8 protein-coding genes are annotated in these 12,362 nt (G+C 41.7%); 2 read left to right on the forward strand and 6 right to left on the reverse strand.

Annotation, left to right across the window (positions count from 1 at the left end):
* Window positions 1-20: 20 nt before the first annotated feature.
* Both D0T85_RS10140 and D0T85_RS10145 read right to left on the reverse strand, forming a co-directional pair.
* Window positions 21-2,441 (reverse strand): beta-L-arabinofuranosidase domain-containing protein, encoded by a 2,421-nt coding sequence (locus D0T85_RS10140; RefSeq protein WP_163212892.1) that lies wholly within the window; start codon window positions 2,439-2,441, stop codon window positions 21-23.
* A gap of 213 nt (window positions 2,442-2,654) precedes the next feature.
* Complete coding sequence (locus tag D0T85_RS10145) at window positions 2,655-4,730, reverse strand: family 43 glycosylhydrolase (protein ID WP_163212894.1); 2,076 nt, start codon at window positions 4,728-4,730, stop codon at window positions 2,655-2,657.
* A 204-nt stretch (window positions 4,731-4,934) separates the two neighbouring features.
* On the opposite strand from D0T85_RS10145, the gene D0T85_RS10150 reads away from it, so the two are divergent.
* Together D0T85_RS10150 and D0T85_RS10155 are read left to right on the forward strand one after the other, a co-directional pair.
* The gene (locus D0T85_RS10150; RefSeq protein WP_163212896.1) at window positions 4,935-5,300 is read left to right on the forward strand and encodes a type II toxin-antitoxin system RelE/ParE family toxin; all 366 of its coding nucleotides are present in this window, start codon (window positions 4,935-4,937) and stop codon (window positions 5,298-5,300) included.
* Window positions 5,297-5,608 (forward strand): helix-turn-helix domain-containing protein, encoded by a 312-nt coding sequence (locus tag D0T85_RS10155; protein WP_163212898.1) that lies wholly within the window; start codon window positions 5,297-5,299, stop codon window positions 5,606-5,608. The genes D0T85_RS10150 and D0T85_RS10155 overlap by 4 nt, the downstream gene beginning before the upstream one ends.
* Before the next feature lie 96 nt (window positions 5,609-5,704).
* Here the strand turns inward: D0T85_RS10155 and D0T85_RS10160 are convergent, their stop codons facing one another.
* From D0T85_RS10160 to D0T85_RS10175, 4 genes are all read right to left on the reverse strand, one after another.
* Complete coding sequence (locus D0T85_RS10160) at window positions 5,705-8,038, reverse strand: glycoside hydrolase family 127 protein (RefSeq protein ID WP_163212900.1); 2,334 nt, start codon at window positions 8,036-8,038, stop codon at window positions 5,705-5,707.
* A gap of 104 nt (window positions 8,039-8,142) precedes the next feature.
* The gene (locus D0T85_RS10165; protein ID WP_163212902.1) at window positions 8,143-10,866 is read right to left on the reverse strand and encodes a glycoside hydrolase family 97 catalytic domain-containing protein; all 2,724 of its coding nucleotides are present in this window, start codon (window positions 10,864-10,866) and stop codon (window positions 8,143-8,145) included.
* Window positions 10,867-10,971: 105 nt separating this feature from the next.
* A complete protein-coding gene (locus D0T85_RS10170; protein ID WP_163212904.1) occupies window positions 10,972-11,976 on the reverse strand; it encodes a type II toxin-antitoxin system HipA family toxin in 1,005 nt (334 codons plus the stop codon).
* A complete protein-coding gene (locus tag D0T85_RS10175) occupies window positions 11,976-12,299 on the reverse strand; it encodes a HipA N-terminal domain-containing protein (protein ID WP_163212906.1) in 324 nt (107 codons plus the stop codon). The genes D0T85_RS10170 and D0T85_RS10175 overlap by 1 nt, the downstream gene beginning before the upstream one ends.
* Between the last annotated feature and the right edge of the window lie 63 nt (window positions 12,300-12,362).

Below are 12,362 nucleotides of genomic sequence, written 5' to 3' on the forward strand. Positions count from 1 at the left end.
TCCGCGGCTAATATAATAATTTATTTTATTTCCCACTCAAATACCCCAGCCGCATTATCATCCGGCAGTTGTACTTCCAGCTTAACAGCTTTGGTTTTCACCGTATCAAAGAAAACTTCATTAGCAAAGCCTTTCTTAACACCGTAGCCACTGTCGTTAGGAACCGGTTTCCATTCTCCGCTATTATCCTTGTAGTAAATCTTCCATGCTTTAGGTACACGACATCCGCCCCAAGGGCCATCATCGTACCAGTAAACAACAGAACGTGAAACGGATGTTGCTTCTGGGAATTCGTAAGAAATCCATTCGGTAGTACCTTGTTTAGGCCACCAATGATAATAAGGGACAGACGTATCGCGCTCGTCTTTCGGTATAAGTCCGTCGCAGATGGAATTCAGTGAACCGGCTTTGTGCGAAGCTTCAATTGTACTGCTCGAAGCAAGGGTAGGAGGTGTTGCCGGACGTGATGCTCTAACCTCAATGGGCAACCATACAGCCATATTACCCGATCCACGATGCGCCCAGGCATAATATGGAATCATTGTAAGGGTAACATCTGTGGTTGTTAAACGGCCTTTATCATCGTATCCCAGTGTTTGCGCTTCTGTTTTAAGTTGGTTAAGACCATATAGCAGCTCCGGTTTATTTACTACTTCGAACTTTGGTTCGCGGTTCATGAAAACACTAAGTACATCGAAATTATTGTCGGGCCATTCGGCACAGTAAACCACCGGACCTCTTTCAACAGAAATACGACCCATATCAGCCTCTACTTTGGGGTGAGCCTTTACAGTGCGGGGTTCCATATCGAAATGAACCTCTACCTTATCACCTTTTTTCCATTTGCGGTTGATGGTAAAGTATCCGTCTTTAACCTCACCCAATGCTTCACTACCGTTTACTTTTACTGTGTACGATAAACGTTTACCATCGGTATAAGAATACAGATCACTAGGCACGACTTCATTCTGTACCCATCCCGGAACACGTACACGCAGATTCATCGGTTGGGAAGCTGCACGTGTTACTTCAATCTGTACATCACCATTCAAGGGATAGCTTGTGGTTTGCTTTAGGGATACATTCTTTCCGTTTACCTTCAAATCGGCTGTGTTAGACATGAAGAGGTTTACATATACATCGTTGTTTTTTACTGCATACACATAACCCGGCAATGAAGGTATAAAGCGGGCAATGTTTGATGGACAGCATGCGCAACCAAACCATGGTTGACGTTGGTGTTGCCCCATAGACTCAAGTGGATTGGGATAGAAGAAACCTCCACCATCCAGCGATACGCCGGAGATTAGCCCATTGTACAAGGTACGTTCCAGTACATCGTAATATTTAGATTGTCCGTGCAATAGGAATAAACGATGATTAACATATACATTACCGATTGCTGCACAGGTTTCACAATATGCCGACATGTTTGGCAATTGGTAGTTCTTTCCAAACGCTTCGCCGTGATTGGTTGCCCCGATACCTCCGGTGATATATAGCTTTTTGCTTACTATATTATCCCAGATGCGGTCGATAGCTTCTACATATGATTTATCATCTGTAAGGGCAGCCACATCGGCCATACCTGCGTACATATATGCTGCACGTACAGCATGACCAACAGCTTCATCCTGTTCGATAACGGGTTTATGTGCCTGACTGTATTCATCTGTACGGGTGGTATATCCGCGTTTATCAAGGAAGAACTTAGCCTGATCGAGGTATTTCTTTTCTCCTGTTACCAGATAGAGCTTGGCAAGTGCCATTTCGGCTATCTGATGGCCGGGAACAACTGCTGTCTGTCCGGGGCCGTCGCCTATTTCGCGTACTACACAGTCGGCATATTTAATGGCAATATCAAGGAAGTTACGTTTTCCGGTTGCCTGGTAGTGGGCAATAGCCCCTTCAACCATGTGGCCGAGGTTATAGAATTCATGGCTTAAGTCTTCTACTTTTTCCCAACGTTTAGAGCCTGCCCAGGCATGCGGATGTTTGGGGTTCATGGTTCGCGAGGTGAACAAATATCCATCCGGCTCCTGTGCAGCAGCTACAATAACCAGAACACTGTCGATATACTTTTCCAGTTTCTTATCAGGATAAGTTTGTAACAGATAGCTGGCTCCTTCGATGGTTTTGTACACATCGGTATCATCGAATGATAATCCGCCAACCTCGTAACTTTCGCTTGGGTTGGCTGCTTTTATAAAGTTCTCGTAACGGCCGGTTTCTTCACATTTGCTGAATGCTAATGGAATAGTTGTTTGCCGACTTGCCTCAAGCCGTTGACCCCAGAATTTATCGGTCACTTTTACGGAGGTAAAGGGAACCTGATCTATGGGGTAACCGTGGGCGTGATTTGGGTTTGTGCATTTGTGCTGCGCCTGTATGTTTCCGCAAATGGCGGAGGCAAGTGCAAGGGTGATTAATTGCTTTTTCATGATTTTATTTTTATGTTGCTAAGATATTATTAAAATTATTTGGAGATGTATTATCGAAAGGCCAACGGCCTTTGCACAATAGCGTAGGGCAAAGCCCTACGTACTTAGCGCGATCTCCCACTGACCCCAACGGGGTCAACACAGCGAATTCAAAGTTGACCCCGTTGGGGTCATAGTATGCAATGTTTTATCTACGTAGGGCTTTACCCTACGCTATTGCAATGAGGCCGTTGGCCTCTCTATTTCCACATCATACACTTCTAGTTTATGCAGATACCCACTAAATGGAAACTCTCCGGTGCTTTTGCAACCAAGAGTCATTTTATCGCAATCTTCTACCAAAAGGAATATATCTTTCTCTTTAACTAACTGACCATTCATATATATATTTTCCATGTAACCATCAAATGTTACAACGATATGTTGCCAGTCTTTGGTTTGTGGAATACTATCCAGTCCCATATCTTCGTACCATCCATTATGCAGTGTAATTCCACTACGTTCGGATGTACCATAACCAACGGTTATCTTACCCAGTTCTGCCCATGAGGTATTCAGGTCGATAAAGATTTCGTTCTCCTTAGGATTAGATGAGGAAACCCATGCCGAGATGGTATAAGGCGAATTTACATTAATGGTTGGTAAGCCGAAGTCTGATTTAAAATCCTGACGGCCATTGAATACAAAAGCACGTTTTCCGTTGTGTGTTTTCACTTCTACGGCCATTCCTTCGGCATTGAAACCTTTTGCAGGATCTTCGGCAGTGGTGATACGTCCCAATACATCGCCCTCTTTATAATTGTCAGCATTCAGACTGAATAATAATCCCTGCCGGGCGGGTGCCGTTTCGGTTTTCTGTTTATTGAATGGTTGAGTGTTGTTCTCGAACGGATCGATACCATCAGAGAACACTTTGATATTCCATACGGCAGGGATAAATCCGTTCTTCTCGCACCCGGTTATGGTGAGGCGAATGTAACGTGCCTTGATTTCATTACGGTCGATACGTGGACTGCCTGCATGAATGTTTTCGCGCTGATCCGAAAATACTTTCCATTCTTTACCATCCAATGAAGTTTCGTAAAGGTATTGATAGAATGCTGTAGCATGTTCAAACTGTGTCCAGATACGTTTAACAGGTTGTGCTTTTCCTAAATCAATTTCCAGCCATTGCGGTTCAGTACTTGAATTGGCTCTCCACAAGGTAGCGTTATTATCGTCTGTTGCATACTCCGGTTTAAAGTTATCATTATAATACGAGGAGGCTTTTACTGTCACTTTTTTATCCAATACAATGTTTTTAGACGGATTGGAGTTTGCTGCCAGAAATTCCACGCCCTTGTGGGTAGGTGTTACTTTATTGATACGCCCTTCAGCATCGAAAGTCATTCTGTCTACAGCTACCTGACGGTGGAAGCCACGTGTAGATTGCGGTATGTTATGACGGTGGTAAACAATGTAATACTCTCCATCCTGTTCCAGAATACTATGATGCCCCGGCCCCCATACCGTTTTATCTTCGTTACTGGCAAGAATCGGGTTATTGTCGGCAAATGTAAACGGTCCGGTTGGGCCTTCGGTACTTGTAGCGTATTGTACACGGTAAGTTCCTTCATGGCAAGAGCCGGATGAATAAGTCAGGTAATATATGCCGTTGCGTTTAAACATAAAAGGAGCTTCGAAGAAGTCGATAACATCGGTATTGGGAATAAGCAACGTATCGGCAAACGTCTTCATGTCCGGATTAAGTTTGCCCGAGCTGCAACCGTGTCCTTTATATATACCCCATGTGCCCCAGTTGAGATAAGTTGATCCGTCATCGTCGATAAATGTTTGCGCATCAAGGGTGATGGAGTTGTGTATATAGAGGTTAGGGATGAGTACAGCTTCATCAGCTCCTAATATGTTTTCCCAGGGACCTGTAGGGCTATTGGATACAGCACAATATATTTTGCATGCCTGACTGTAGTAGAAATAATACCGTCCGTCGGTTCCCTGCATAACATCCGGTGCCCATACCTGACGGGTAGTTGGCCAGTTCATAGGTTGGATGGTCCAGTTTACAAAGTCTTTGGATGTCCATACTTGCGATGGGCCTAGTCCGCCGGCTGTACCATCGGTAGTGGCGTAGATGTAGTAGGTATCGCCAAATTTGCGAACTGTTGGATCAGCAAAGTAACCGGGTAATAATGGGTTGCCGGCGCCCGGGGTGTTCCATTCTACTTTCTTCTGACTGTAAACTGGTAGTAAACAGAGAAGCGATAGGATAAAGATTGTGAGTTTTTTCATAATCGTCGTTTTTCGTATCAGAGTTGTATTAAGCGCAAAGAAAATTAAAAAGAGCGAGATAGGAGGCGAAAATAAAGCAATACACTATCAGATGGATTATTTTAGGATGGATTTGGATGATAATTATATACCAATTGGAGCGGATGATAAAAAACTATGCTTAATCAATTTGTTCCAATATAACTAATTCGTTATATTTGCAGTATGGAATCTATGGGCAGCAAAGTTACTGATATAAGAACAATATTCAAAACTGAAGAGTTTGAAGAGTTTTTTGAAAGTTTAGACGAGAAAGTAAAAAGTAAGTTTGAATACACATTTGAAGTAATACAAACAGTATATGCTATACCTACAAAATTCGTAAAACATCTGGAAGATACTGATTTGTATGAGATGCGGGTATCAGTAGGTTATAATGAATATCGAACTGTTTTATTTGCCATAGATAACAGAAATATAATATTATCAACTAAAATAGTTTTGCTTAATGCTTTTCTTAAAAAATCGTCCAAAGATTATAGTAAGCAGATAGATAAAGCAATACGAATATTAAAGGAGCTAACAGAATGATGAAGTTTGATGAAAAGAAATTAGCCGGGCTCAAGACTACCAATAGGTTGCTTGATGAAAAGTATGGTGAACATGGTACATCTACCCGTGAAGACTTTAATGGGAAAGCGGTTGCATGGTACTATGGTGAGATATTAAGAGACAGGCGTAAGGCACTAAAACTTACCCAGAAACAGTTGGCTGAAAAGATAGGTAAAGAACAAAGTTATATAGCTCGCGTAGAAAGGGGAGAAGTAGATATTCAGCTATCAAGTTTCTTTCGTATTGCCCAAGCGCTGGGTATTCAGTTTACTCCAACTTTTCTTTAAATAAATAATTTTCCGTCATTCCGAACGCAGTGAGGAATCTGTGGGGCAACCGTAGCCCAAGAGATTCCTCACTATGTTCGGAGTGACGGACTCATATTATTTCTTCATCAACCTGCAATTATAAATATTACTAACCCTATTCTTATCATCGGCTTTGAACACTATCCTGATCTTATCTTTCCCCTGTGTTACTTCCGCAGGTAGATCAATAATATGTTCAACAAAACCATCTTTGTATTCGGTAAAAGTAACTGGTGTGCTCCAATCCCCAATCTCAATAGTAAAGGTTGGTCTGCGGGTGTCACCACCATAATAAGTAAGCAGTAACTGAGTCGGATCCTGGCTCGCCACCTTGGCATCGAAGGCAAACCAGCCATTTTCGTAAGCGTAGCGATATTTGCGTAGATAGCCTTCGCCGTAGCGTGTATTTTCACCATCGAAATTATGATCGCGCTCGGGTTGCATCTCGCCAAGAACAATATAGTCGAGTGTACGTTTATCCAGTTTGGCAATACGTTCCAGTTCGGCTTTGCGTTCCTTTTCAACTATTTGCCATTCATCAGGGGAGTACACATCCCAGTAAACAGTTTGGTACTGGTCGTACACCTGATAGAAAGGCATCAGTGTTACATTATCAGGACCACCGGAAGCGAGGGTTGTAAACCGTAAAGGCTTCTCGCTGGTGCGCTGAATATATTGAGTCATACTTTTCTCTTCGTTTACAAATACGGGAATATCACCCATCTTGCGCTCTTCCGTACCAAAAACGCCGGCTACTATTGATGGGCCGTAGAATACAGCGCGACGGTCGGCATTGTCGGGCATGGCAACGGTGTACAATGACATTGGGAAGTCTATCTCTATCCTGTCGCCCTTCTTCCATGTACGGTTGAGGGTTATGTACGAACCGGCTTCACTATTAATCTTTTGCTTACTTCCATTTACTTGTACGGTTATTCCTGATGTAGCCCAGCCGGGATAGCGCAGGTTGATATCCAGTTGTTGTTTGGGTGATTCTTCGAGGCGGATAGAGATTTTTCCTTTTTCCGGGTAATCGGTTTCCATTCTTAGTTTTACACCTTTCTCTTCCCAGGTAAGAACTGAAGGGATATAGAGGTTTACATACAAAGCGTTTTCGTTTATTCCATGGCTGTAAATGGCTCCACCATATTTGGAATGGTTTTCAAATCCACTACCCATACAACAACTAAAGTTATTCGTTTTGCTGCCAAAACCTTTCTTGCTGCCCATGCCCAGAGACAGGAAGTAACATACCCTACCTTCTACCGGATGCTGCGATGCAAGGATATGGTTATACAATGCACGTTCATAGTAATCAATATATTGCGGGTTGTTTGTCCACTCATACAGGAATTGTGTGAGTCTTAACATGTTGTAAGTATTGCATGTTTCACAGGTGTTACTGCCTAAACGGTCACTTAACTTATCTGGGACTGAGAGGTATTCGCCCATACTGTTGCCGCCATTGGCATAACTATGATGATGAACAAGTGTTTCCCACGAGAATTCGGCTATTTTACGGTCGCGCTCATTTCCGGTTAGTTCATACTGGCGGGCGCTTCCAATAAGTTTAGGTATTTGAGTATTGGAGTGTAAACCTTGAAGGGCATCTGTTCCCTGTGCCAGTTTATCCTGTAGCTTTTTATGGTAAAACACATAAGATGCGTCGAGATACTTTTTATCACCCGTCAGGGCGTACACTTGTGCAAAGGCTTCGTTCATTCCTCCGTACTCGCAATCCAGCATGGTTTGTATCTGTTCGTCATTCAGGGTTGATACTACATCGGCCAGATAGTCGGACAAGTTTATCAATACTTCTTTGGCTTTTTTATTTCCTGCCAACAGATAGGCATCGCTCAGCCCCATCATGGTTTTGTGTTCATTATACCAGGGTACCCAGATACCGTTCAGGTCGAAACCCTTGGAGCGTATAATACCTTTCTTTACTTCTTTGAAAACTTTGTCGCCTCCGGGCATACCGCCGATAAAGCCGTTCACAAAGTTAATCTGGCAGGTATCCAGTTCGGTAACTATATAGTCTACTCTTTCCTTAAAACGTTCGTCACCAGTTGCTGCATACTGTTGCGAGGCGGCAGTAAGGTAATGTCCCAATGTGTGTCCGGCAATCCCCATTGATTCCCAACTACCGTAAGGTTCGGCTTTGGGTGTGAGTCCGGCGTTCTTACGGAAGTTAGAAAGAAGTCTGTCGGGTTCTAGTTCAAGCATCCATTCGGCATTCAATGTCATGGCGTTTTTGAATGGACTGTCTAGTAACCGTACGTCTTTTATTCCGAAGTACTTTACTTTGGCAGGAACTGTGTTAGGTACCTTGATACAGTGTTCGCAAGCCTTGCCGGCGGGTGCAAGCAGAGCGAAGGTCAGTGCTGTAAGAAGTAGTTTCTTTTTCATACTTTTGGCTTTATATTGAAACGCAGATTAACGCGGATTAACGCAGATTTAAATAAATATCCGCGTTAATCTGCGTTAATCTGCGTTTCAAACTCTTTTCATTATTAATGTTTTTGATTATTTTCTAAATCCAAATCAATCTCCGGAAGATACTGCAACAGGAACTGATACATATCCGGATCATACTTTTTTAACTTCCAACGTGTATTTATTGCATTATGCACACCATTTGCTGTTTCCACATACCTGTTGCAATTGAAGAATGATTGTACCGTTTCAGCAAAATATTCCTCTTTGTTGGTTATGCAGTATGTATCTTTCCATAAATCTTTGGCTATTGCATTTTGTCGCAGGTTTTCCAGTTTATCATTAAAATCGGATTCTATTCCGCAAATACCAACCAGATGGAAGATATGCGCAAACTCATGTACGAGTATGCTTTCACCCAGATAGCGATCGGTAAGTAATCCGAGTACATTCTCTTCGCCACAGCTCGCACTGAATTCATGTTCAGGTGCTCCGCCGAATCCGCGGGCGCGACGATTCCAGTAGGCTATATTCTCAGGTGTGTCACAGATGTGTGCATATTCGGGAATATCGCAAACTTCTTCCTTTTCGCCGATAATCATTACTTTACAGCCTTTCTCTACCATGTATTTTTTAATATCCGGGCGTTTAGATAACATCTGGTTTATTACCCTGCATGCTCTCATCAATGCTTCGTCTCTTACTTTCTCTGAAGATACGATGGGAATTCCATCAGCATCGAGATACTTTTTATAAAATGGATATAATCCCAGTGCAGAAGGTACATTGCCTGGTTTCCGGTCATAATCGAGCGCTTCTTCCAGACGTATTGCAAACCCTCCCCCCGAAGCCAGCCTTATATCAAGCAGGGTTTCTGTTGTTACTTCCTTTGTATAAGTTTGATAATCGGAGGCTTGTTTATCAGCATTCATGCCATCGCAAAATATGGTTGCTTTGTATAACTTCCCTTTAGGCAGGAAAGAGAAATCAACAGTAAGCATCAGCGAGTTCCAGTTGGTTAATCCGCCTATATACCACGAGTTTTCTTTGCGGCGGACGGTGATTATATATTCGCCCATCTTTCCATCGAGGATGCAGGTTTCCTCTACCTCAACCGGGATGGAGGACAGGAAACGTGTATAGGCATCTTCTTTTTGATACAAGGTTGGTGCATCGCACAGCATGGTTAGCGGAGAGTCGTACACAATGTACATAGCCAGCTGGTGACAGCGTGTTCCCTGACTCATTGGATTGTTATAGATGGGCTTGAAATCACGTTTTGTTGCATTCCTCATGGCTCCGGGGGTAAAATCCATTGGGCCAGCCATCATGCGGATAAACGGAACGGTTACATCGTATTGCGGCATATCCTTTTCAATGGTACTCCATTTGGCTTCTTCCATTCCAAATACGCCTTCAAAGTTTACAATGTGAGGGTATGTACGGTTTAGCCCGGTAGGTTTATATATACCATGAAGGTTCAATAGCAGTTTATGGCGGGCTGTTCCTTCGGCGATGCGGTAAACCATTTCTACTGCTTTCTGGTCATCACGGTCGAGGAAGTCTACTTTGAATCCGGCTATACCGAGACTGGAATAATATGCACATGCTTTTTCCAATTGATCGTCGAGCACATTGAAAACAGTCCATAAAATGAGTTTTACCCCTTTGCTGTTGGCATATTCAACTAATGCAGGCAGGTCTATTTCGGGAACAACAGTCATCATATCACCGCTTTTCGGTTCATACCATCCTTCGTCAAGAATAACATATTGCAATCCATAACGTGATGCAAAGTCAATATGATACTTGTATGTTTCTGTGTTAATGCCCGATTTGAAAGGGATATCAAAGTTACCCCAGTCGTTCCACCAGTCCCATGCAGCTTTGCCGGGTTCAATCCACGAGCAATCTCCAATACGGTTTGGGGAGGCAAGCGTGTAAACCAGATTGTTAACCGGCATATCAATATCTCTTTCAGTAATGGCCAGTATTCGCCAGGGGTATTGCCGTGTTCCTTCTGTCCGGGCAATAATATCCTGACGTTCGGTTATATATTCCTGTTTGCGCCAGGGATAGTAATCTGTTCTGGCAGGCAGAGGGGCAAATACTCCTTTCAGGTTTGTACCGTCAGCCTGCAGAAACATACCCGGATAGGCTTCAAGATCAGACTCAAGGATAGTCATTTTCAGTTGGTTGCCCAAATCTATTGTAGCAGGCAGAAAGGCGATCTGCTTAGACGATTGCGAAATAGGTTTGGCTTCGTATATATTCTGGAAAGCCATAGAGAAAGGTTCTTTTTCGTTGGTGGAGTGGGAGAGGTAAGCGGTATAATCATTGTTAAAGTTGAATCCAGCTATCTCATTTTTAATGCTTATATCTTGTTTGTGTGTAGTGTAGAATCTGTAGGCTATTCCTTCGTTGTAAATACGAAAGATGATGCCAAAGCCATCTTTGAACTTCAGGTTCAGTTCATTGCCCGAGGCAATGAACTGATTGAAGCGGTAAAAAGGTGACCGAATGTTATCCTCCGTCTTTTTTACCTTCTTGCTTGTTACTTGTGGCTGTTGTCCATGAACTGTACCATCTTCAAGAACAATACCTATGTCAGAATAAGAGAGAATTATATTGTTTTGGTGTGTGACCTGATAGGATAGCTGATTATCCGTATTGATTTCGATTTTCAGTTTCCCGTTGGGTGAGGTAAGTACATGTTCATTTCCGGTTGCCGTTAAGGGAGTGCTACCAATAAACAATAGTAGGAGAACTACGATTGAACTTAAATTTCTATTGTTTTTCATATTTCGTTAACTCTATTGTTAGAGTTGCAAAGGAATAGAAAAACATAGAAAAAGGATAGTGAAATAGTATAATGTTATGCAACAATAGTCCTAAAACTGCTCTGTTTAGTCAATATCCTTTCTTCGAAATCTATCTAATCTTGTTTTATAATTCTGTAGATACATTCTTTTTTGTTTGTCACCTAAAAAAGATGATTCTACAAGATATTCTACTTGGGGTTGTTCCATTGAATATTTCCTAATAATATTGTCAATACGGTTTTCAGGTATTCCTATCAGTTTGCCAAAGTTTATAAAGTCGGCCTCGCATGGATGTCCGGTACGGATATATGTATCCGACTTCTCCATGTTTTCGGATAATCCTTTTTCCAATGCAAAATCTGTATCATCTGTATGAATGGAAGTATCCATTAAATCATAAGCAGGTGTGAGCATATAATCTCCATCGGCTGTTGCTTGCAATGAAAAGTTTTTTAGATGTGCGTCTCCATTAGAAAAAAGATAATTGAACAATATCAAGTTATAAAAGTATTCTATTTCAACTTGCCAGTTAGAGACAATCTCCTTAATTTTTATAGCTATATCTTCATACGAACCAGAATATTTAAAATCCTTTCCATCTGTGATTGCTGTTTTACATATTAGCGATGCGAAATCTTCTTGTGCAGTTTTAGAATTGTCAGGTAAAACGTCAAATCTTTTGGTAATATAAGCTGGCCGACCATCAGAGAAAAAAATAATTCCATTCTCGGCTGTTTGAATGCCATAAACTTGTTTGGCTATTTGCATAGTTAGATGTTCGTTGGCTGGTATGTGATGCCGGAAACGCAAACGATAGGCTGGTGCAGGTTTAATAATATATTGTCCTTGCTCTCCTTTGCGTGTTAGTCGAAGCATTTTTCCATCAATCACAGCCGATAGTTTTTCCTGAACTCCCGAAACAGATATTTTTCCTTCAATCATATCATTTTGATCTTCTTCATCATCATCAAGGCTGAATGATAGTATATGAGATACTTCTTTTCCTTCAAAAAGAACTTTAATTGCTGCCGGACAATATGTGTTATGTCCTTTTTTCAATGTAGATGGGCATACAGTTATATCTTTCATTATTTTATTCTTTTGATATTAACATTTCCAATAGTGTCTTCATCGGCTGTTGCCAGAAGCAATCCAAAATCATCATTGTCGTCAATCTTAAATAACCGGCAATATCTTTGTTTGTTTACTCCTTCGGAAAGCATGTTGAAAAAGAATGGAAATAAATAATCAGAATGATATTCTTGTTGAGATAATGGTAAGTTCACAGAAACAACTTTACTGCTTTTAGTATTGAAATAGTGATCGGTGTATCTAAAGATATATTTTCGATCATCTGTTTCGGTTAATATTCCTGCTAGTGTTTTGTTAATGTATACTTCTGCTTGTCTCATTAATTGGTATTTTAGTTGTCAGCTTCAATACTGAATATTCAATTTAACAAAGATAGAAATAAA

This window comes from Bacteroides sp. 519, from assembly GCF_010500955.1.
Classification (GTDB): Bacteria; Bacteroidota; Bacteroidia; order Bacteroidales; family Bacteroidaceae; genus Bacteroides.

What these genes read in the sequence shown, in the direction of transcription:
- D0T85_RS10140 (WP_163212892.1), bottom strand. Translation starts at nt 2,441, where the DNA reads ATGAAAAAGCAATTAATCACCCTTGCACTTGCCTCCGCCATTTGCGGA.
- D0T85_RS10145 (WP_163212894.1), bottom strand. Translation starts at nt 4,730, where the DNA reads ATGAAAAAACTCACAATCTTTATCCTATCGCTTCTCTGTTTACTACCA.
- D0T85_RS10150 (WP_163212896.1), top strand. Translation starts at nt 4,935, where the DNA reads ATGGAATCTATGGGCAGCAAAGTTACTGATATAAGAACAATATTCAAA.
- D0T85_RS10155 (WP_163212898.1), top strand. Translation starts at nt 5,297, where the DNA reads ATGATGAAGTTTGATGAAAAGAAATTAGCCGGGCTCAAGACTACCAAT.
- D0T85_RS10160 (WP_163212900.1), bottom strand. Translation starts at nt 8,038, where the DNA reads ATGAAAAAGAAACTACTTCTTACAGCACTGACCTTCGCTCTGCTTGCA.
- D0T85_RS10165 (WP_163212902.1), bottom strand. Translation starts at nt 10,866, where the DNA reads ATGAAAAACAATAGAAATTTAAGTTCAATCGTAGTTCTCCTACTATTG.
- D0T85_RS10170 (WP_163212904.1), bottom strand. Translation starts at nt 11,976, where the DNA reads ATGAAAGATATAACTGTATGCCCATCTACATTGAAAAAAGGACATAAC.
- D0T85_RS10175 (WP_163212906.1), bottom strand. Translation starts at nt 12,299, where the DNA reads ATGAGACAAGCAGAAGTATACATTAACAAAACACTAGCAGGAATATTA.